22 protein-coding genes are annotated in these 22,419 nt (G+C 36.0%); 1 reads left to right on the top strand and 21 read right to left on the bottom strand.

The annotated features are described in order from the left end of the window. Position 1: 1 nt before the first annotated feature. On the bottom strand, positions 2-658 hold the full coding sequence (locus ACB104_RS01620; RefSeq protein WP_370476533.1) for a TetR family transcriptional regulator C-terminal domain-containing protein: 657 nt from the start codon (positions 656-658) through the stop codon (positions 2-4). A gap of 72 nt (positions 659-730) precedes the next feature. Continuing rightward, positions 731-1,387 carry an MIP/aquaporin family protein gene (locus ACB104_RS01615; RefSeq protein WP_370476532.1) on the bottom strand — a complete coding sequence of 219 codons (657 nt, stop codon included), beginning with the start codon at positions 1,385-1,387 and terminating at the stop codon, positions 731-733. Between the two features lie 239 nt (positions 1,388-1,626). Between ACB104_RS01615 and ACB104_RS01610 the strand changes: the two genes are divergently transcribed. Then, entirely contained in the window at positions 1,627-2,472 is an 846-nt protein-coding gene (locus ACB104_RS01610; RefSeq protein ID WP_370476531.1) for a DUF2911 domain-containing protein, read from the top strand. Positions 2,473-2,551: 79 nt separating this feature from the next. Here ACB104_RS01610 and ACB104_RS01605 read toward each other — a convergent pair whose 3' ends face one another. The 19 genes from ACB104_RS01605 to ACB104_RS01515 form a co-directional block, all read right to left on the bottom strand. Further along, positions 2,552-3,538: a Gfo/Idh/MocA family protein gene (locus ACB104_RS01605; RefSeq protein WP_370476530.1), complete on the bottom strand. Its 987-nt coding sequence runs from the start codon at positions 3,536-3,538 to the stop codon at positions 2,552-2,554. Beyond that, the gene (locus ACB104_RS01600; RefSeq protein ID WP_370476529.1) at positions 3,535-5,229 is read right to left on the bottom strand and encodes a sodium:solute symporter family protein; all 1,695 of its coding nucleotides are present in this window, start codon (positions 5,227-5,229) and stop codon (positions 3,535-3,537) included. The genes ACB104_RS01605 and ACB104_RS01600 overlap by 4 nt, the downstream gene beginning before the upstream one ends. A gap of 115 nt (positions 5,230-5,344) precedes the next feature. Next, positions 5,345-7,870, bottom strand: a complete 2,526-nt coding sequence (locus tag ACB104_RS01595; protein WP_370476528.1) for a PIG-L family deacetylase — start codon at positions 7,868-7,870, stop codon at positions 5,345-5,347. Between the two features lie 92 nt (positions 7,871-7,962). Next, a complete protein-coding gene (locus ACB104_RS01590) occupies positions 7,963-8,442 on the bottom strand; it encodes a hypothetical protein (RefSeq protein WP_370476527.1) in 480 nt (159 codons plus the stop codon). A gap of 149 nt (positions 8,443-8,591) precedes the next feature. Further along, on the bottom strand, positions 8,592-9,362 hold the full coding sequence (locus tag ACB104_RS01585) for a trypsin-like peptidase domain-containing protein (protein ID WP_370476526.1): 771 nt from the start codon (positions 9,360-9,362) through the stop codon (positions 8,592-8,594). Between the two features lie 46 nt (positions 9,363-9,408). Further along, positions 9,409-10,623, bottom strand: a complete 1,215-nt coding sequence (locus ACB104_RS01580) for a DUF3500 domain-containing protein (protein WP_370476525.1) — start codon at positions 10,621-10,623, stop codon at positions 9,409-9,411. A 76-nt stretch (positions 10,624-10,699) separates the two neighbouring features. After that, positions 10,700-11,527: a CPBP family intramembrane glutamic endopeptidase gene (locus tag ACB104_RS01575; RefSeq protein WP_370476524.1), complete on the bottom strand. Its 828-nt coding sequence runs from the start codon at positions 11,525-11,527 to the stop codon at positions 10,700-10,702. 24 nt (positions 11,528-11,551) lie between these two features. After that, a complete protein-coding gene (locus ACB104_RS01570) occupies positions 11,552-11,851 on the bottom strand; it encodes a DUF1905 domain-containing protein (protein ID WP_370476523.1) in 300 nt (99 codons plus the stop codon). Positions 11,852-11,863: 12 nt separating this feature from the next. Then, entirely contained in the window at positions 11,864-13,318 is a 1,455-nt protein-coding gene (locus ACB104_RS01565; RefSeq protein ID WP_370476522.1) for an alpha/beta fold hydrolase, read from the bottom strand. Between the two features lie 76 nt (positions 13,319-13,394). Next, complete coding sequence (locus tag ACB104_RS01560) at positions 13,395-14,570, bottom strand: DmpA family aminopeptidase (protein WP_370476521.1); 1,176 nt, start codon at positions 14,568-14,570, stop codon at positions 13,395-13,397. 82 nt (positions 14,571-14,652) lie between these two features. Beyond that, positions 14,653-15,837, bottom strand: a complete 1,185-nt coding sequence (locus ACB104_RS01555; RefSeq protein WP_370476520.1) for an outer membrane protein assembly factor BamB family protein — start codon at positions 15,835-15,837, stop codon at positions 14,653-14,655. Between the two features lie 90 nt (positions 15,838-15,927). Next, complete coding sequence (locus tag ACB104_RS01550; RefSeq protein WP_370476519.1) at positions 15,928-17,040, bottom strand: ATP-grasp domain-containing protein; 1,113 nt, start codon at positions 17,038-17,040, stop codon at positions 15,928-15,930. A 39-nt stretch (positions 17,041-17,079) separates the two neighbouring features. Continuing rightward, complete coding sequence (locus ACB104_RS01545) at positions 17,080-17,586, bottom strand: YybH family protein (protein WP_370476518.1); 507 nt, start codon at positions 17,584-17,586, stop codon at positions 17,080-17,082. 168 nt (positions 17,587-17,754) lie between these two features. Further along, positions 17,755-18,822 carry a magnesium/cobalt transporter CorA gene (gene corA, locus ACB104_RS01540; protein ID WP_370476517.1) on the bottom strand — a complete coding sequence of 356 codons (1,068 nt, stop codon included), beginning with the start codon at positions 18,820-18,822 and terminating at the stop codon, positions 17,755-17,757. Between the two features lie 66 nt (positions 18,823-18,888). Next, complete coding sequence (locus ACB104_RS01535; protein WP_370476516.1) at positions 18,889-19,440, bottom strand: mechanosensitive ion channel domain-containing protein; 552 nt, start codon at positions 19,438-19,440, stop codon at positions 18,889-18,891. A 99-nt stretch (positions 19,441-19,539) separates the two neighbouring features. Next, positions 19,540-20,133: a Maf-like protein gene (locus ACB104_RS01530; protein ID WP_370476515.1), complete on the bottom strand. Its 594-nt coding sequence runs from the start codon at positions 20,131-20,133 to the stop codon at positions 19,540-19,542. Further along, positions 20,133-21,047, bottom strand: coding sequence for a geranylgeranylglycerol-phosphate geranylgeranyltransferase (locus ACB104_RS01525; RefSeq protein ID WP_370476514.1), 915 nt, complete (start codon positions 21,045-21,047; stop codon positions 20,133-20,135). Before ACB104_RS01525 ends, ACB104_RS01530 begins: the two co-directional genes overlap by 1 nt. Positions 21,048-21,107: 60 nt before the next feature. Then, entirely contained in the window at positions 21,108-21,638 is a 531-nt protein-coding gene (locus tag ACB104_RS01520) for a KdsC family phosphatase (RefSeq protein WP_370476513.1), read from the bottom strand. Further along, the gene (locus tag ACB104_RS01515; protein ID WP_370476512.1) at positions 21,619-22,386 is read right to left on the bottom strand and encodes a Rossmann-like and DUF2520 domain-containing protein; all 768 of its coding nucleotides are present in this window, start codon (positions 22,384-22,386) and stop codon (positions 21,619-21,621) included. The genes ACB104_RS01520 and ACB104_RS01515 overlap by 20 nt, the downstream gene beginning before the upstream one ends. Between the last annotated feature and the right edge of the window lie 33 nt (positions 22,387-22,419).

The raw sequence follows: 22,419 nt of genomic DNA, 5'->3' as shown, positions 1-22,419 counted from the left end.
GCTAGTTCATTTGGAATTTTTCTTTGAACAAAAATTTCCCTAAGTCCAAAACACTTTTAATGGGGGCAATGTCTAAAACATCAAAGGTTGTATTGACTGATTTTTCAATGAAAATATCTGTTTTTTCAAATGATGCCGAGGTGTCTTCAAGCCAGAATGTCATGGTTAGCAATAACTGCAGCCAAGCAGATTCTTTTAAAGCTTTTTGTTCAATTTTTTCAAATTGCTCCTGCTTAATATCTAACATTTGTATGCCCAATTCACCAATATATTTAGTAAAGTGATGTTTTAAACCTGAAAGCATTTTAAGTCCCTTTAGGTTGTTTTTGTACGTGTCTAGAACATGTTTCACATAACTTCTGTTGGCTGTTAAATTTTCAAAGAAGGTATAGTAAAAACTGAGGAGTTTGTTTCTTGCGTCAAAAATTTGATAATCTTCATTTTTGTTTAGTGCATCTATGGAATTGGTGAAGAATGCCTCAAATATGCCTTTTTCAATAGCCTCAAAAGATGCGAAGTGTTCATAAAATTGTGCTTCATCAAATTGATTTGCTTTAGCGAAGGCGTACACTGTTTTTGGGTTTTCGCCATGCTCTAAAACATAATCCATAAAAGATGATACGATATCGTATTTGAAGGGTACTTTTTTCTTTGCCATAATTTTGGATTTATGGTAAAGATATAAAATGTTTAACTATTTTTAAAATAAATTAAACAAAATATTAAAAGATTAGCAACACTGGTCGTCTTTCACCAATTTACAACTAGAAACTCCTGCCAATGCCCCAAGTATGGGGGCCAAAATATAGAGCCATAAATGCTCAAAATTCCCTGTAAATATAGCAGGAGCAATAGATCTTATCGGGTTCATAGAGGCTTTGGTCATCGGTCCGGCAAACATGGCTTCAAGTAAAATTACACCACCTACAGCTATGGCTGCCATCGTTCCGACTTCTTTGCTTCCTGTAGAGACATTGATAATAGTGACCATTAGGAAAAAGGTAAGTAGAAATTCTAGAATAGCAGCTTTGTATGTTGGAAAACCAATAGCTGGAGTGGTTTCACCTAAAAACTGGCTTTCGGGAAATAAAAACCGAAGTAAAAAGGCTGCAAGTATAGCACCAATGGCTTGGGCCAAAATGTATTTTGGCACTTTGTTCCAGGCAAATTTTTTGGCAAAGGCAAAACCAATGGTTACCGCAGGATTAAAATGTGCACCAGAAGTTTCCCCAAAGGCATATATCATGGCCATTACAATAAGTCCCCATGTGGCTGCCACACCAACGTGTGAAATGCTACCGTTGGTGATTTCGTTTATGGTCATGGCACCGCAGCCACAAAATATCATGGCAAATGTTCCTATAGTTTCCGAAATGTACTGTTTCATCCTGATGCTTTTTTTGCGTTAGGGATTGAACGGTTCGACTTCGCTCACCGCGGGCTCACTGTTTGAGCTCGCCGACAAAGGAGGTGGCGAGAAATGAAAGCCCGACCCTTGCGGTAACGCCCAAATTATTACGCGGTAAATATACAATCTCTTATTTTATGCTTTTGTTAACAATAAACGAATTTTGGATGTGTAAATTTATGACTAAAGTTTAACTAAAATATTAAATATAATACCACATGAAAAAATTACTATTGATTTTATTGACTTTTACAACGGTTTATTCAGTAAATGCACAAGTTAATACGCCTGCGCCAAGTCCGTTTTCCAAAGTGGAGCAGAAAGTTGGACTAACCGATATAACTCTGGAATACTCAAGACCAAGCGTTAAAGGACGCACCGTTTTTGGAGATTTAGTGCCTTTTGGAAAAATGTGGCGCACAGGGGCCAATAAAAATACCATAATTACATTTAGCACCGATGCTGTTGTTGATGGACAAACGCTAAAGGCGGGGTCTTACGCCCTTTTCACTAAACCAGGCGAAGAGTCTTGGGAGGTTTATTTTTATAGTGATACTGAAAACTGGGGCACACCAGGAAATTGGGATGATAGCAAAGTAGCAGCTAAAACAACGGCGAAAGTTTCACCTATTCCGTTTAATGTCGAAACGTTTACTTTAGATATCAACAGCATTACCAATAATGGAGCATCTTTAGAAGTGATTTGGGAGAAAACCTATATAGGAGTTCCTTTTACTTTGCCAACGGCTGATTTGGTTCAAAAATCCATTGATGCTGCATTAAGCGGACCTACTGCAAATGATTATTTCTCCGCTGCCGTTTATTATTCACAAGAAGGTAAAAATTTAGAGCAGGCCAAAACTTGGATGGAAAAAGCCATGAGTATGGTTAAAGAACCTCGTTTTTGGCAACTAAGACAGCAATCTTTAATTTATGCAAAATTGGGCGATAAAAAGTCGGCTATTGCAACCGCCAAAAAGTCGTTGGCGGATGCCGAAGCTGCTGGTAACGCAGATTATGTTAAGATGAACAAAGATTCCTTAAAAGAGTGGGGGGCGATGTAGACTTTTAAGAAACTTGGATTTCTGTAAAATTTAGATATAAAAAAGGGCTCAAGATTTAAATCTTGAGCCCTTTATTTGTTTAGTACTGTAAATTAATCAGGCTTCTTACTTCGTCCAAAGTTTTAATTAACTGTTCGCTGAACTGAAAGGTCATGATGTCGCTTTCTGTTTTGCCATCCCTTAAAAGTTGATTAAAATGAATGGTTTCAAAATTATAGCCAATGGTATAGTAACTAAATTCAATGACGTCTTCATTTTCATCTATAAAGATTGAAACGGTTGATGGCTCGTGAAACTTTGTGTTTATTTTAACCGTAGCATTTTCACAATAAAAAATGGCCTGGGTTGGTGTTTCCTCAATTAGCGAACTTCTTAAATGTGCTTCAACATCATTGTCATACTGAAAAACCATGTTGCAGGTTGAGTCGGCACCATTTTCAAAAAAGGTAGCTTTGGCTTCAATTTTTTTTGGCTTGCCTAAAGTTGAAAGGGCTACAAAAATGGGGTAAATACCAATGTCCAAAAGGCTTCCGCCACCGAGATCTTTGTTGAAAAGTCTGGTACTAATGTCGTAAGAACGTGAAAAACCAAAATCGGCCTCTAATTTTAAGACTTTTCCGAAGGTATTGCTTTTAATAGCTTCCAACACATACTGGTAATGCGGTAAAAAATACGTCCAAAGCGCTTCCATTAATAAGGTGTTTTTTCCTTTGGCAACGGCAATCATTTCATCAACTTCATTGGCGTTCATGGCAAAAGGTTTTTCACCTAAAACTGCAATGCCGTTTTTTAAGCACATGATGGCATTATCTTTATGCATGGCGTGCGGCGTTGCGACGTAAACAGCATCAATATTTTTGTCATTTGCTAAGGCTTCATAGCTGCCGTAAGCCTTTTTGGCGTTGTGTTTTTTTGCAAATTCACCAGCTTTTTCTTGTGAGCGTGATGCCACGGCATACAACTCGGCATCAGGAATTGTGGCAAGGTCTTTTGCAAAGCTATTGGCAATTCTTCCTAGGCCAATAATGCCCCATTTTATTTTTTTAGTTTGTGATGGTTCTGTCATTTTTTAACTAAGGTTTGAAGCAGGCAAGCCAAAGCGATTACAATGATACAACCCACAAAATTAAGCCATAAAAAAGGCAGATTGATTACTTCGTATTCATTCATGAAAAAAAGACCAATAACAATCCCTTGGGTAATTAATGCACTAACAAAAACGGCATGTCCTTTTGCAAATTTAAAGAAAAATGCCAACAGGAATATGCCCAATACATTGCCGTAAAAAATAGAGCCTATTATGTTGACCAATTGAATTAAATTTTCTGCCAAATCTGCAACACAAGCAACTCCAATAGCCATAATTCCCCAAGCAAACGTAAACCATTTGGAGGCCGTAACCATGTGTTCTTCGGTTTTTTCACTGGTGTTGCGTTTATACAAATCTATGGCAGTAGTGGAACCCAACGCATTAAGTTCGCTAGCTGTACTTGACATGGCTGCACTTAAAATAACGGCAAGTAATAAACCAATTAATCCACGAGGAAGATTGTTTAAAATGAAATGGATAAACACATAATCCTTGTCGTTGCTTTCTATTTTTATTTCTTGTTGCTCAGCTGCTTTATCAATGAGCAAAATGGCTTCGTTTCTCAGTTCCTCGTTTGCTTCATTGGCCATGGCAATGTAGTTGGAAGCGTTTGGGTTTTCATCATTAACAAACGATGCTATTATTTTCTGCTTATCGTTAAAGATTTGTTCTTGTTCGGCTTGAAGCGTTTTGAAATCTTCGGCATATTCAGAGTTTAAAACCATTTGGGTAGCGGTTGGATTGAAATTAACGGGAGACTCATTAAACTGATAAAAAACAAAAACCATAACCCCAACCAACAAAATAAAAAACTGCATAGGAACTTTTAGCAGGCCGTTAAAAATTAAGCCCAGTTGCATTTCTTTTACCGATTTTCCTGAAAGATAGCGCTGTACTTGGCTTTGGTCGGTTCCAAAATATGAAAGCATCAAAAATGTGCCACCAATAATACCGCTCCATACCGTGTATCGGTTGTTGAGGTTAAACGAAAAGTCCAAAACCTCCATTTTTCCACTGGCACCGGCAATTTCCAAAGCTTTGGTGAAGGAGATGTCTTGAGGAAGTTTATTAACAATAATAAAAAAGGCGACTAGCATTCCTATGAAAATAACCACCATTTGATGTTTTTGGGTAACGTTTACGGCGCGTGTTCCCCCTGAAACGGTATAGATGATTACCAATAAACCGATAATGATATTGAGTGTCAATAAATCCCAACCCAAAACTACCGATAAGATGATGGCTGGTGCAAAAATGGTAATGCCCGCGGCCAATCCCCGCTGAATTAAAAATAAAATAGCGGCTAGCGTTCTTGTTTTTAAATCGAAACGATTTTCAAGGAATTCATAGGCTGTGTAAACTTTTAAGCGGTAATACAATGGAATAAAAACCATGCAAATCACAATCATGGCTATGGGCAATCCAAAATAAAATTGCACAAAGCCCATGCCGTCATGAAATGCTTGCCCGGGCGTTGATAAAAAGGTAATGGCACTTGCCTGGGTTGCCATCACCGATAAACCTATGGTCCACCATTTAGAGGTGTTTCCACCACGCAAATAGTCCGATACATTTTTACTACCACGGGTTTGCCAGGTGCCGTATGCCACAATAACCAAAAGGGTTACCAATAAAACTGTCCAATCAATCCAGCTTAAAATTTGCATCTTTTAGAAGGATTTCGTGATTATATAAAAGACAATGAAGTAAATGACATTGGCTATTAAAACAATAGAATACCATTTTAGCCAACGCGATTTTGGAGATTTGTCTTCAGTCATTTTAATCGTTTAATTTGGCTTCTTCCTTTAAATCGTCTTTGCCCAAAGAAAGTATATTTGTGAACAGTCGGTATGCACCAGAAACGCCAGCAGGAAACTCTCTAAAAAAGCTCAATCCGGTATAGATGTAGTAACCTTTTCCATATTTGGCAACTAATAAGCTACCATCTTTTGGTGTTTCATTTTTATCGTTCATGGATAGAATTGGCGTAAATTCGTTGGACCATGAATTTGGATAATAAAGCCCACGTTCTTGCGTCCATCCTTCAAAATCCTTTTCAGTTATTTTATTTGGGTAGTTTAAAACGGGGTGTTCGGGGTTTATAAAACGCACTTCAGCATCTTCATCAGTAACCCTATCTCGCGAAATATTTAAATCGTAAGGTGCAAGATTGTTGGCAACCAAACCACGACCCGTGTTGTATTGCACAATCATGTTTCCGCCATTGGTGACAAAATCAAAAAGTATTTGCTGTTTGTATTTTAATTCATCTACAGTGTTATATGCTCTGATGCCAATAACTACAGCATCAAATAAACTTAGGGTTTCTGCATTAATTTCTTCTGGTTTTAGAATTCTAACATGATATCCAATTTGTTCCAAACTCTCAGGAACTGTATCCCCCGCACCTTGAATATAGGCTATATTTTCACCCTGTTTTTCGATATCCAGTCGAACAACCTTGCTTTCGCTTGGCAGTAAAACAATTTGGTTTGGTATGTGTTCATAATCAATTTCAATAAGCTCTTTGGTATAATCTTTATCGCCAATATGGACTATGGGACCAATATAACCTTCATTTTGGTTTTTAGGTGGAATTAAAGTGAAAACCAAGGTTTGCTCTTCACCTTTATGGGCAATGGACACTTTTTGCTTTTCTGGGTAAACATTCCAATCTTTTGGGTGACAAACTTCAACCGAACCTTCTAAATTATCGCGACCGGCTTTTACCAAAACAGTTATGTCATGTTGTTTATCACTATTTAGAATGATGACTTTTTCAGTGATTTTTGCCGATGCCTCGGGAATAATTTCAAACGGACTGTAAAGCTCGCCTTTGTCCGGTTCTGAATAACGTTGAATGATGTTTTTTGTGAACGTAATAGGGTAGTTTTCAATGAGCAAATTGAAATCGAATTTTAGAATTCTGGGTGTTTCCGGCGAACCAATGAGGTTTTTGTTTTCCACTTTATACATACCCAAAGTACCTTTACTGTTTAACCAATATGGAGAAGTGGGCTGAGCATCATCTTTAATTTTAATAGCTTCTTTAAAGCTAAATTTGGTGTTGTTGTTAAGGGAAATGTTTTTTAAAATATTCAAACCATCGGTATTGGTTAAACTTACCAAAGTTATAGGTGTTTCGCTTCGGTTAACTGCTTCAATGTTTATATTTACTGTTTCTGAAGGTGCCGCCATATGGGTTTCTGCCGATGCTTCCAAATACAGGCCAGCGCACATTTCTATAACAGATTTTAGTTCTTTTATTTTTTGCGTTTTCCAATACTCGTCTTCGATATTTTGAAGCAATTTGTAAGCTTCAATTAACTGAGTTATATGTTCTGAAGGTTTGGTGAAATTGAAGTTTTTTTCGATTTCAGTTAAAATATTGCCAATAGCTTTTCCTCCTTTTACTCGGTTCCATGAGGTGTCTATACCTGCAAAGATGTTTTCGTTATTGACTAATGGTTCACCTTTTAAAAATTCGATATATTCTTCTTGGGAGCCACGTTGTGTTAGCGAACCAAAACCTTGACTTAAATGTTTGCTTCGTGCCAAGGAAGCAACCTCGTTGTTAGATAGGCCTTTTAATGAGTAATAAGTGCCAATATCAAAAGTTAGCATGTTGCTTTTATCGGCCTTATCAAAATTTTCTTGGCTTCCATAAAACCACCAACTTGTATTGAAAAACAAGCGTTTGGGTTGCCAAAGGCTAGTTTGATTTAGTTGATTTGGAAAGGCTGTTTTGTCGTTTGCCATGTCGAAAGCCTCAAAACTTAACATAGCCGAACTGGTATGATGGCCGTGTGTGCTTCCGGGTGAACGATGGTCAAATCGGTTTATGATGACGTCTGGTTTAAATTTTCGAATGGCCAATACAACATCATTCAAAACTTCATCTTTGTTCCAAATGGACAAGGTTTCGTCGGGGTGTTTAGAATAGCCAAAATCGTTAGCTCGCGTAAAAAATTGTTCACCACCATCAATGTGTCTTGCTTCCAAGAGCTCTTGGGTTCTTATAACACCCAATAATTCTCTAATTTCTGGACCAATAAGGTTTTGTCCACCATCACCACGTGTTATGGAAAGATATGCGGTTCTGGCTTTTACGTAATTTGATAGGTATGCAATAAGCCGTGTGTTCTCGTCATCTGGATGAGCCGCAACATATAAAACCGAACCCAAAAAGTTGAGTTTTTGAATGGATTCATAAATTTCAGAGGAGGAAGGAGTTTTAGGTTTTTGGGCGTTTAAAATAGAACAAGTAAATACGAATAACAATAGGTGTTTTAAGGCTTTTTGCATAATGAAGTCCGTTAGCTAAAACCAAATATAAAAAAGAAACCAGCGATAATGCTGGTTTTAATTTTTATTTAACGCTTTGTTTACGCTCTGTATTAAATCTGTTTAAAATTTATTTTTTCGGTTTCTGGTTCAGTATTTTCGGGTTCGGCAGGAACAATTGGTCGTGAATGCTGTTCAAAAAATAGCTGCTGGATGGAGTCCATGCGCTTCATCATCCGCTTTATTTGTTCATCTTGGTTCATGAAACCTTTATAGAAAAAATCGTCGGAATTAAATTGACCGGTTAAAGAATCTTTACCAAAGAAATCATTGAAAAAGGAATCATTAAAAAACGAATGGTTTTTAAAATGTTTTTGAAATTGCTCTTTTAAGTTATCGTTTAATTTACCTTTTGACGAATAGCTGTACGAGTAAATGGAATCGTATTTAATAAGATTCCCTTGCTCGTCGTATTCTTTGTTCACCGTAATATTTTCATCAGGTTTGAGGGCAGTTTCATTGTTTTGTTTTTCCTGACCAGCACAACTAAAAATGAATAGAATAAAAATTGGAATAATTTGAAGTGTTTTCATAACAGATACAATTTAAATTAAACAAATATTCTATGTTTAGGCAGCAAAAAATATACCAATGGAAAAATTGAAATTATGGGGTTTTGTTAAAATGTCAGCTTGGCAGGATTCTAGACTTAGGGTATAAGAAATAATTTTTTTAAATGGTATTAGGGAGCGGTAGTTTTATATTTAATGCCATATTGGTCAAATAATTTGAATAAATAGGCTACGGATCCTATTACACCTAAATTGCCCTCAGCGCCAGAAACTAATCCAACAAGATAACCGTTTTCGTCAATTACTGGAGAACCACTTCTTCCTGCCGGATCAATATTTTGACTTAAAGTTCTAACGTAATAATAGTTTCCGAGATTTTCAAACATCTGCATTTTTACGATGGTTGGTTCAGTAGTGGTCTGTCTGTATGCCCATCCAACGGCATATATTATTTCTCCTTTTTTAAGTGGTGCCTTTCTAATTTTTAAAGGGTAAATCTGGTTGTCTTTGTTTTCAATGTTAAATATTATCCAATCTCTGTCTTTTAATGTATTGAATGCACCTATTCTCTCCTTGTTGTTTTGGTTTATCAGGTTTTTTATTATTACATTTTTGTCGTTCTGGGTTTTTGGATGCATAGTCCATTTTAAAAAGTCCTTTCCCAAGTCAATAGTGTTTAAGCCATTGTTTTTAAAAACTAAGAATATATGTTTACAACTAGCGGCAATAGTATCAGAATCTGTAGCAACAACAAATGAATTTGCAATATCTGTATATGTCGTGTCCGTAAATTGAACCGAGTTTGTAAGGACGAAATTTGGCCATTCGGAAATTGGTTTTTCAATCCAAGGTTCTTTGTCTGCTTCCACGTTATTTTTACAATTGGTGAAGCATAATGAAATTAGGAAAAGAGCTATTCCTTTTTGCTTATTATTTATCATTCTCATTTAATGGTTGCTAATGGGCATTCTAAGTTTTGATTATGGCTTAATGATGATGTTTCTCCTTATGCTGTCTTAATAAATCTTTACCATAGTCATTTCCGTTAGGTGTTCTTACCACCGTGTGAATATGGTTTCTTGATGGTTTTCCATCATCTGCATTGGGTACGCCAACAACTCTTTGATGGTCAAACTCAATAAGTACAACTGGGCTATGTATGCGATAGTAGAAAACCGCATCTTCATCAGTTCCACCAACCCAAGAAAACCAAGTATTATCAATATGCTCTATTATTTCATCCATTTTAATCTGATCGTGGCCCTCTCTGATATTACTAATGTACAGATAAACTAAATCCAATAGCTGTTGTTTTTGTTCTTTGGAAAATTTAGAGACCAAAATACCTTCGTAATTCAGGGTTATATTGTCCATATTGGCTCCGGCAACTATGTTATTCTTGATTTTTGACTCGAAAATGTTGGCTACCAATTGTTGTTCTTTGGTTAAGGATTGCATTAATGATAAGCCTAAATTTTGCTCATCTTGAAACAAAGTATTTCCCTTATATTTTCCTGAAGTGGTGATTATTGGTTCCCCGCCCATAAAAACTGGTGACATAACCACTTGGTCGCCTAAAACAAAATAATTAATAACCAGATGGTGACCATCCATTTGCCACCCCCAAGGTTCAGTAGGTGAGGGTTGCCCCATAATGGTAAAAAAATACAATTCCTCATCATAATCCAGTGAACCGTTGTTGAGCTCTTTAAGCGTTTGGTCGGTTTTCATAATATCCTTACTAAGTTGAAGTCCTTTAGCGCTCAATGAAGATTGCATTAATTCAAAAGCTTTCACTTTTTGTTCTTCAGTCATTTCTTTGAGGCTAACGCCCTGTCTATCATATATACCATTGTCCACATTACACCATTTACGCCATTCTTTATCATCAATATCGAACGTTGTACGTTCTTTTTGTGCAGTTGTCAAACTGTTTAAAAATTTTTGCGCAGATTGTATAATGGGCAGGGTAGAAACACCAGTTGAATGGATTTTAAATAAATCATTTTCCTTGCCGTCTTCTGTGAATATTCCTCTAAATGGTTCTTTAAGGGCGTCTTCTTCCATTTTTGCAAAGTGCAATTTTACAGGATTAACATCCGCAAGGCTGTCCATTGGTTTTTCAATCTGATTTTCCGTTGGTTTTTGTTTACAGTTAAGAATAATTAATAGGCTAAAAAGGAGAGTAAAATTTGTTTTCATTGTGTTGGTTTTTAGTATTTAGTAAGAAGTTGGATAATAGTCATTTTTAGGTAACGGTATTTTGCATCGATAGCCATTATCGATGGCTATTACTGATTTTCTTTTCTAATTTATTTTTTGCAATCAATATTCCAGTAAATATAAACATACCAATACCAGATAATAAATGTACTTTTTTGAAGTCCAGATTCAATTCAGGGAAAAAGAGTAATGCAATGCCTGCATTGATTGAAAGATGAAACAAAATGGCAACGAGTACACTGCCCTTGGAATTAATTACCAACCAAGTAATCATGACGGAAAGGCAGATTATCATTAAAAAATAGGTTGTTACTGGTAAAAAGGAGATGGGTGCTCCACTGACCAAAGTGCCAAAGGGAGCCCAGAATAATGGGATGTGCCAAGCGAACCAAATTATTCCTATGAAAATGGAACTTCTTAAATTTGAAAATGTTTTTTGAAATTCAGGCAGTAAAAAACCTCTCCAGCCCAGTTCTTCCCCAAGAGGGCCAGCATACAATCCTGCCCACAAAACTGTAGGTATAGAAAGAAAGGCCATTTTGTCAAACTGTCCAATGTTTCCAATAAAAATGCTGTAAATCGCAATTCCTAGTAAAACAAAAATGATTGGCGCCAAAATGATGAAAGCATAAATTTTAAAAGGGGCCTTCCAAATAAATAACTTGTTTAGCAAGCTTAAAATTCCTTTAAAACCATCGTAAAAAAATGTAGTGACTAGGGCACTTACCGTTGGCCCATAAACACCTGCAAAGAAAACTTTTAAAAATTTGACAATAGTATCTTGTGTGATTCCTTCTTTTAAATAGTAAAATCCAATTATCCAAAATGCCCAAGACCACAAAAAGGTAATAGCAAAAAATGTTATCGTCTTTTTATTTCTCATTGTTTTATGTCATTTCAAGGCTTTTCAAATCCATATATTCATATCGATTTTCTGATTAATTTTAAGGTCGGTTTTCTTTCTGATTTCGGATTTAATGGGGAGTATATAGGTATCCATTTTTGTGTCAAACCAAATGGCTGTTTCCCATACTAATTTACCAATTTGCGCAAAGGCTTTTATTCGGCCCCAGCCTTCTTCTTGCCATTTAAGGTTGTCTCTTATTTCTTTTGACAAAGTTTTGGGCAGTGAAACAAAATACCAACCACCAGACGAATCGTACCTCCACATTTTGGTTGTATATTCATATTTAATTTTGCCTTCCATTTTTGAGCACAACTATTTTTTATCTAGGGTCAAATAGTCTGGTATGGCAATCGGAGAACGTGTTTCTAAACTGGTGTTAAATATGTCGGTATACAAAACCCATTTCTGATTTACCTTTTTGTAAATGGCAACAAATTTTCCAATATCAAAAAATTCATTCTGCTCATTTCGCATTACATATTTCCCTCTCCCAAAAAGTAAATCACCTGATGTTTCAACATCCATTAGTTGGAGTTCAAGCGAGTGCATTCCTCTAATAGCCGCAGTATGCCAGAATGATTCGATTGCCTGACGCCCCATAACAGGAGGGGCTCCAGGAGCCATAATCCACGCGTCATTCGAATAAATTTCGGATACACCCGCCCAGTTAGCATCGTTTACTTGTTTAATCAATTCATTCTCAACTTTAATAACGACAGCTCTAGCTTGCTGATATGGTGTTCCGGTTTCGTCTAGGGGGAGTACAATTCCTGCACCTTTCGTATTGAATATGTTTGCTTTTGTTGATTTATTTTGCATAAATAATTCAACAGCCATGAAGAATGCATTTGGTTCATCAACATGAGGGAAATGACCTGAATTAGGCACTTTAATTAATGTGCTGTTGAGAAAACTATTTTTCCATTCTTCAAATGACTCCATTGGGATGCCATCCAGTTCACCACCAATAATGAGAACAGGAGCGGTTGCTTTTTTAAGTTGGTCGGTGATGTCATAATTTTTAAATGATTTGTGTATGTAATTGCGACCCGGGCTAAGTGTATTTATTGGATTGCAGTTACAAACATCGCCCCACATTCGGCGTGTCATTATTGAGCTAGGGTAAAACCCGCGGGCATCCAATGCATAATAATCCCAACAAGATTTTATGGTGTCTTTTGGGGCAGTAACAAATTTCTTTTTGTTCTGTTTCTTTAAAAGTTTTGACATGCTATCTAATTCACTTCCAAAACTTATTTTCCAACCTGCTTTTGCCGGAACTGGATTCACCAAAATCATTGAATTAATTCGTCCGGGATAAGTGGCTGCATAGTATCCGCAAAATATTCCTCCGGTTGAATGGCCCAAAAGGTTAAGTTTATTGATATTAAAATGTTTCCGAATTGTTTCTAAATCCTCAATATAGTTTGTTATGCCTAGTTTAGTTGTGTCAGATACAGAGGATGAGAACCCGGCAGCACGCTGATCGTAATACAATAATGTATGGTGCGCTGCAAGCGGTAGAAGGTCAGGACTCAGATAGCCTGAATTGTATGGACCTCCGTGTACAACTACAAGGGTGTCCTTTCCTTCTCCCTGTATTTTATAATAAAGTTGAACAGAATTCTGGGTCTTGATATATCCCTCTGAAGTCTTTAATTTAATGCTTTGCGCCGTTAAAGTTCCATTCACAAGTAAGAAGAATGATATACCAATTATCCAGTACGTTAATTCTTTAATCCGATTTAACAGATTTGTTTTTTTCATATTGAAGAATTTTCTAATAGAACACAAATGAGAATTTAAGTCGTTTTCAATGGCTTATCTATTCTGTTTTATAATGTTATTCTTTTATCCGATTATATTTTCTCAGGGTTTCAATTAGTAAATCATGCGGAATGGCATAGGCTTTATTGCCATTAATACCTTCCATGGTTTCTGCTGCTACCATTGCATTAATAATGGCTTCTTCAACAGCTTGCACGGTTGCTTGAAAAACTGGAAATAATAAATCATTTGACATAGTTTCCACCGTAGTCATTTCATCACGATTAAACGCCTTCTCATTTGCCGTTGAAAACGCCAAAAAAATATCTCCAGAGCCATTACTTCCTCGACCACCAACAATGCCAATACCGAGAGGAATTCTTTGAGCTACTCTTTTTAACTGATGTGGTAATAAAGGGACATCGGTAGCGACAACAACTATAATAGAACCGTCCCCTTCTTGTCTTCTTGATTTTGGTGGCGCTTTATATTCATAATTTAATGTGTCCTTTAACTCAATACCTACTGGAACACCTGCAATATTTAGATTAAACTTTGCTCCAAAATTTGATTGTACTATAGCTCCAATGGTATATGTAGAATCTTTTATTTTAAGAACTCTTGAAGAGGTACCTGTCCCACCTTTAAATCCTAAGCACAGCATACCTGTTCCACCGCCTACATTACCTTCGGTTATTTTTCCACTTGAAGAATTTTCAATAGCTTCTAAAACGTTTTTTTCCTTTACATGGAATCCATAAATATCATTAAGAAAGCCATCGTATGTTTCTGCCACTACCGGATAAGTATACCACCAATCTTCTCCTTTATACCAATCGGTGTCTACATACCATTTTAAAACCGCATCTCTTACAACTCCAACGCTATTGGTATTCGTAATCATTATAGGCGTTTCAAGAAAGCCTGACTCGGTAACCCAAGTTGTGCCCGTCATTTCTCCATTTCCGTTTAGACTGTACCAATTTGCGTAAACAGGACTAAATTTTTTAGCTTTACCTCTCGGGAATATTGCGGTAACTCCAGTCCTAATAGGTCCTTTGCCAATAATGTTTTCTCCTTCACCTGAAATAATAGTACTATAACCAACCTCAACACCTTTAACATCGGTAATGGCATTAAATTCACCTGTTTTACCCCCAAACGGGATTCCTAAATCTCTAGCTCGTGGTTTTTGTGCATAGAATTGGGAAGAAATGAGCGCTAGTACAATAACTATTAAAATATTCTTCATAATTAGTTGATATTTAATAAGGTAGCGTTTTGAGCATGGTGCGTATCGCGAGGGTGTGCACTTTAAACGATGTTAGCTAATCTTATTCAAGTATTAATGCATATAAGTTTCCATCAGAACTCCCAAAATATAGCTTGTTACTATGCAAAATGGGGTCAGATAATATGGAGCCTAAGTTATGAATCATCTTCTCTGATTCTAAATAATCTTCTCCATACAATTTAAAATCATCTTGAAAAGTACCATCTGCTTTATATATTTTGCTATAATTTTTTTTGCTTGCATCGGTTTGAAACTCCCAGTTTTGACTCCCTGTTTTGTAATTTACACTAACTATTTTACCATCAAATGTGCTAAATAGGATTTCATCTCTAAACCATGTGGCCTGAGAGTAAGTACGCATATTTGTAGGTATCTCCCATTTTTTATTTGTAGAGTTGATATCAAAACAATAGAATGTATGCCCATCAGAAGAACCAAAATAGACAAATTCCTGATATATGGTGGGAGTTGAAATGACCCATCCTTTAGGTTGTCGGTAGTTCCATACACCTTTTCCGTTTTTTGCGTCCACGACATATAGATTGTAATCTCGACTACCAAAATAAACTCGGCCATTATGAATGGTTACTTTTTTTTGAATTTCGCCTTTTGGGAAATAAGCTGCGCCTATTGTTTTAAATTTCCAGACAAGTGCTCCATTATATTTATTCAGCTTATACAAATGGCCATCAAAACTTCCTATGTATACCCCCTCTTCATAGATTACTGGATCCGCATGCACGATATCATTTGTTTTATATTTCCAAATTACTTTACCATTTATTGAATTTATAGCATAAATATTGCTGTCTCCAGAACCCCAATATAAGATATTGTCTTCTACCTTTGGAGAAGATAGGTAATAGTCCCATAACCCATGTTGTTTTTCCCCTTCAGATTCAAATTTCCATACAAGATTGCCCGTTGTTTTATTAAGACAATAAACATTACCATCTGTACTTGAAAAAAAAACATTATTATCATTAGTATCAGGTGAAGAATGAACTTTTCCTGCTGTCTTGAATTTCCATAATAATTTCCCTGTTTCGGCGTCTAATGCATAAATATGTTGATCGCCACTTCCGAAATAAAGAATATTATTATCGATTTTTGGAGTTGAATAAATTCTGCCATCAGTTTTGAATTTCCAAGAAATATTCTTTTGTCCATAGGAAATGCAGATGTTAAAAATAAGCGAAAAAAGGAGCAACAAATTTTTAGTCATTTTAAATGGTTTTAGTTTTAGCTAACATTTTGCATATGTGGCGAGGAGGCACTTAGCCGACACAACCATTTATGCCATGTTACAAGCTGTTTACTTTATTTTTTCGTAATAATCATTAAAATCAATTCGCAATAATTTGTTAATATTTTCGAAGTCTTCCTCAAGTGTATAGGTGCCAAATGCAAGTTGTTTTTGGTAATCAAAGACTGTTTTATTGAGAATTTTGGTAAACTCGCTTTCCAGCTTTTCCAAATTGGGCTTTTGCCTTGACTTATCTATTTGCGTTCCATTATAAGCTATTAAGAATGCAAAATTACTTTCAGGATAATGCTTCCATATTTCTTTCCAATCAGGACTCTTTTCTTCAATAAAAAACTGATATGGATTAACTTTTAGACTATGGTATATCATATTTCCCAAACCCATTCCTCCAAAGCGCATAGAATTTATTTCTATGGGTACTAGTTTGTCTGAAAGTCTGAATTCTGAATGAAGTGCTACATTTTTCAATTGCAATTTTTCATTTAGTCGATTAAAAAATGCTATAGCACGAGCATAAATTTTTTTAAATATTGCTTTGCTAGTGTAGTATATCATATGTAAATATTCTACATGTTTGGGAATCGGATGAAAATATATATTTACAATATGAGCTTGACCATTTGAGTCATAAAACATATCTACTGCATATTCCTCTCCTTCTATATAATCTTCAACAATAAATTCACTTTGAGAAAGAACACTTTCTGAAAGGACAATTGAGTTCTTTTGAACTTCAGATTTTATTTCTTGGGCAATCTTATCAAGATTACTGTTTTTATCTATAGTTTTTACGGCAGTTCCAAAGCATCCTTTAATAGGCTTTATGATTTTTTTCGTTGATATTTTTAACGTTTCAATATCTTGAAATGAAATTAAGTGATAATTAATTGATGGAAACATTTCTTTCAATAAGTCACGAAATAAATGCTTGTCTTTCATAGCGACTATTCCTTCTATTTTAGATTTATCCTTGATACATTTAAGAATACTTTCAAGAGAAGCTTCAGAGGTAATGCATACTTTACCGGAGTCGGCTACATCACAATGGTTTTTTAAAAAATCATCTTCTTGTACAAGCTTCATTCCATCAGTTTTTGGAAGCGTTTCTATTGTTCCAGATTCTGCACTTTTTGGGTAAACTAAATATAGTGTATTTTTCATGTAGCAATGGCTTATAGCCAATATTGTTCGATTGTGTTTTTATTGATTTGGTGCTGACTCATTACTACTCCACATTCCATAAGTGGAAATCCACTTGCCATCCTCATTCCGTTCCAATATTTCGATGTATTTTCCTATTTCTACTATGGTATCATTTTCTGCTCCGAGAAAACGCAAGGTAAATGTACCAACCTCATATCCTAAATCGCCATCACTTTTAGCATCAATTGTTTTTACAGTTGCATCAATTATACCTGCATCAATAGCTCCTTGCCAATAAGCTTGTATGTTAGCTCTCCCCTTAACTATAGGCTCGTTAGGAGGTAATAGGGAGGCATTTTCGCCATATAGATTAGCCGCAGCCAATGCATCTTTAGCAGTTAAAGCATTTGCAAAATATCGGTTCATTTGTCCGAGTTCTTCAATGGTTGCTGATTTGGACAATTCTGTTTCCTCTGAAGAACCACTTTGTTGTTTACAATTGAATAAAGTTGATAACGAAAGGGAAAATAATAGAAGCATTAAAATTTGTCGTATTGGTTTCATTTTATCAAATTTTTAATAAATGCCTACTCTGGTTGGTTTTCGGCTACTCCATTTTAATTTTACTCTCTAGTTTATTCTTTTCCGCATGACGCTCAGCGGTTTGGCTAAAAGCAATTACGTTTAAATACATTATATTTCTTGTATTAATATAAGTAAATCAGTACATTTTTATAACCATTTTTTTCGCTTAAAATAAATAAGCATGGATATAAAAAGAACAATCATGACGCCCCAAAGAATAAAATAGGAATATCTGTATTGCAGTTCTGGTATGTACTCGAAATTCATACCGTAAATACCCGCTATAAAGGTAAGGGGTATAAAAATGGAGGCCATAATGGTGAGTACTTTCATTACCTCGTTCATTTTGTTGCTAATGGTGGTCATGTACATGTCCATTAAACTCCAAATCATTTCACGGTAAATATCAATATTTTCCGATACCTGTATCAAATGGTCGTAAACATCGCGGTAAAAGGTGAGCGTTTTTTCGTGAATTAAGTTGTTTTGATCTTTTTCAATACGGCTGACTACCTCACGAAGCGGAAATATAGCACGGCGTACTCTTAAAATTTCACGTTTTAGGTTTTGTATGTCTTGGCTGATGTCTCCTTTACTGACATCACCTGAAAAAATGGCCGTTTCAAAATCTTCAATTTTATCGCCCAAAATTTCAATCACGCTAAAATAATGGTCCACAATGGCATCAATCAGCACATACAATAGATAATCGGCATTCATGCTGCGAACCCGACCTTTGCCATGCCTAATACGTTCCCTAACGCTATCGAAAACATCGCCTTCAGATTCTTGAAACGACAACACGTATTCTGGTCCAAGTATAAAGCTTACCTGTTCCGAAACTATTTTTTCGCTGGGGTCGTAATACAACATTTTAAGCACAACAAACAAATAATCTTCGTATTCGTCAATCTTCGGGCGCTGCGAAATGTTCACGATATCCTCAAGTACCAAGGGGTGAAGCTCATAATGCTCGCCAATTTTTGCAATGGCATCTACATGGCTTAAACCGTTGATGTTTATCCAAGTAATGGTGCCTTCTTCAAAGTCAAAACATTCTTCAACATTTACCAGTTCGCGCTCAATACAGGTATCCTTGGTATAATCAAAGGCATCGATAAAAAGCTTTTGTGATTCTTTTTCACCGGTGTAGATGATGCTTCCCGGCGCTTGACCTATTTTTTTTTTGGAAAAGTATTTTCTTGTTTTAGCCATTGTAGTTATTCTCCTTTAAATATAGGAAATATGCAATTGACTATTGAAAAATTAGATTAGATTTATTTACACAGCCTCGGAATCGTCTTCCACAGGGTCATCAATGGCATCCTTTTCTAAAAGTGTAACGGCCTTTTGAAGCATCAGGTTATTAGGGTAGGTTACCAAGTCGCCGTTGTCCATGCGCAAATGCAATTGAAAGGCACGAATATCCTCAATAATAGCTGTAACAGGAAAATCGTTGTCATGTATTTTTATCTTATCGCCAACCTTATAGGGGAAATTAAAAAACATGATGATTCCCGAAGTAATATTGCTTAAAATGGACCAAATGGCGAACAAGCCTATACCTATAACCGCAAAAATGGATGAGAAAACGACGGCTATTTCTTTAAACTCTGTACCAAAAACAAACGATTCCAGTAGCAGTGCCACCAGAAATAAGGTTACTGTAATGTATCTTCTGATCAAGCGGATTCTGGCTTCATTGATATCGTTTTTTCTGGCTACCTTAGTAATGGTAAAATGCGTGATGTAACGAATAATGAGTAATGAAAGAAGTATAATACCAGTGATGATTAACTCATCTTGGTAGGTTTTCAAGAAATTTAAAAACATAGGGTTAGATGTATAATTTTATACAAAGATACACTCAAAATAATTTTTAAAGCTTTTAAATAAGTTTACTTTTTGTACTTTTTTAATGAAACTGTAACCTTAGGAAAGTTCTGCAATGGCATTTAGGGCTTTGTAAACTAAATGGACGGGCAGCCCCATAACGTTGAAGTAAGAACCTTCAATTTTAGTGACACCTATTTCGCCAATCCATTCTTGAATGCCATAAGCACCTGCCTTATCAAAAGGTTTGCAGGTTTCTATGTAGTACAGTATTTCTTCGTCTGTCAGTTCCTTAAATGTAACTTTGGTGATGTCGTATATGGTTTTTTCAAATGCAGTGGTGGTAAAGCAAACCGATGTAATAACCTCGTGGGTGCTGTTGCTCAAAGATTTTAAAATACGGAATGCATCATCGGTATCAACAGGTTTCCCCAAGGCCTTATTGTTATGCCAAACTATGGTATCGCTGGTAATGAGGATGTCTTTTGTTTGCAATTCGTTTATAAACGGTATGGCCTTGAGCTGTGCCAGATAATCACTGATTTCAAAATGCGTTAACCGATCGGGATACTCTTCTTTGATGGGTTTTAGGCGAATTTCGAAAGGAATCCCCAAATTTTTTAAAAGCTTTTGTCTTCTAGGTGAACCTGAAGCCAATATGATATGATGGTTTTTTAGTTTTTCGTTGAACATTAATTCAGAATTACAAACTTGTATAAAAGTAATGAAAGCATTCCAAAAAGCATGGTCCATTTGTACATGGTGCTCAAGTGACGGAAGTCCGATTTCAATTTCGCACTAAAGGTTTTTATAACGATATAGATGAGTGGCCCAACCACAAAGAGCAATAAATAGCCAACGGCAATGGGCTGTTTGTAAAAATTTGAATTCACATAAAATATTAAAGCGCCCAACGGAACAAAGTTTAAAATGGATAATATGTTTTTGGCCCGTTCCCTGCCAATTGCTAAGGGTAGGGTGTTCATTTGGGTTTTATAATCGCCATCAATATCCTCAATGTCTTTAGCTATTTCACGCAAAAAATTAATTGCGAAGGCAAACAAAGCGCAATCTAGAATGACTTTAAAAAATAGAACTTGCGTCACTCTATTCCCAGAATTTAAAGTGGGGAGAAGTTCAAAAACACCAACAACAATTATGCTTAGCGCAACTAAAACGGAAATGACAAAGTTTCCAATCAGTAAGGTACGTTTTAAATAAGAAGCATAAACATAAAGCAGGATTGAAATAATAACAAATATCGAGAAAAATGGCGCTCTGCCAATTTTGTGTGATAAATAAAAACCAAAGGCAACGCCAATTAAATTGAAGGCAATGAAGAAGTTGTACGCTGTTTTTTCGGAAATGGTTTTACCAATAATTACCTTATCTGGTTTGTTGATGCTATCAGTCTCAACATCGTAAATATCGTTGATGATATTTCCTGCTGCTGCAATACAGACGGTGGCAATAATTAAAAGTGAAATACCCAAGCCATCCAAAGCTGTTTGAACACCAAAAGGTTCCAACAAAGCATATTTGATTAACATTTGCACAAGGACAATCATTAAAAGGTTTTTCCAACGGATGAGGTTTAAGAGGTTCATGGGTTTAAGTTTATGGTTTCAAGTTTATGGTTTAACCTAAAACTTGAAATCTGAAACGTTTCAATCATACTTAGCACCATAATTGCCACTCCATTTTCCTTGAACTTTTAAAACCTGCTCAATCACATCACGAACAGCTCCTTTGCCTCCTTTTTTATGTGAAATATATTTTGAAATACCCTTAATTTCCGGCACAGCATCCTGAGGGCAGCAAGGTAATCCAACCATTTTCATTACCGGAAAATCAGGAATGTCATCGCCCATAAAAAGAGTGTTTTCCGATTTTATTTGGCGTTTAGTTAAGTAGTCGTTTAACTGTTCAATTTTATTGTCCGCACCCAAATAAACATCGGCAACACCTAAATGATTTAATCTAACCCGTACACCTTCGTTTGTTCCACCAGAAATAATGCAAATATTAAATCCTTGTTTTATGGCCGTTTTTAGGGCATAACCATCTTTGGTGTTCATGGTTCTTAACATGTCACCATCGGTAGTAATGGTAACCGTACCGTCGGTTAAAACACCGTCAACGTCAAAAATAAATGTGGTGATATGCTCTAAATATTCCTTATAGCTTTTTTCTTCCATGGGTATGTTGTATTGATTTGGTTAGCAGCTCGTAAACTTCTTTGTGATGTCCCTTTTCCAAAAGGGTTAAATGCCTTTTTATTGTTTTTTGGTCGTTGCGCTTGGCTGGACCTGTTTGTGCCATATAAGGCGATAATTCCTGAACTTTGTTGGCCGTTTCCAGAATCAAGGGTTTCAATAAATCAAATTCTGCGCTTTCACTTTCTGTAATTTCATGCCCGATGCGGTAAAGCTGATTTGTAAAATTATTGACAAAAACAGCAGCTAAGTGCAATACTCTGCGTTGGTTGCTGTTAACACGCTTTGTTTGGCTTCCTAGACTTTTTGCCAGTTCCTTTAAAACGTGATAGTCTTCTTTGTCAATGGTTTCAATGCAAATAGGAACGTTGGCAAAATCAATTTCAGCTGTTTTGCTGAAAGACTGCAAGGGGTACAATACACCACGTTTGTGCTTTTTATCCAAATCATGAATGCCAACGCTACCTGAAGTATGCACCACCAATCTGTTTTCAAAAGGTAATTTTGAAGAAAGTTCGCCAACAACATCATCGCTGACGGCCAAAATATAGACATCCGCAGATTTAAGTTGGCTCAGGTTACTGGTGATTTCCACATCATTTTTATATGGGTTAATGGCATCTAAACTTCTGTTATACCATTGAACCACAGAAACGTTTTCGGTTTTTTGAAAAGCTTTAAATAAATGCGTTGCCACATTACCGGCACCAAGAATTACGACTGAAATCATAGTGCTAAAATAGGTAATAAAAGCTTATTTAAA

This window comes from Tamlana flava (assembly GCF_041287255.1).
GTDB classification, from domain to species: domain Bacteria; phylum Bacteroidota; class Bacteroidia; order Flavobacteriales; family Flavobacteriaceae; genus Tamlana; species Tamlana flava.
The sequence above is the reverse complement of the archived record's forward strand: the minus strand, read 5'-3'. Positions and strand labels throughout refer to the sequence as shown.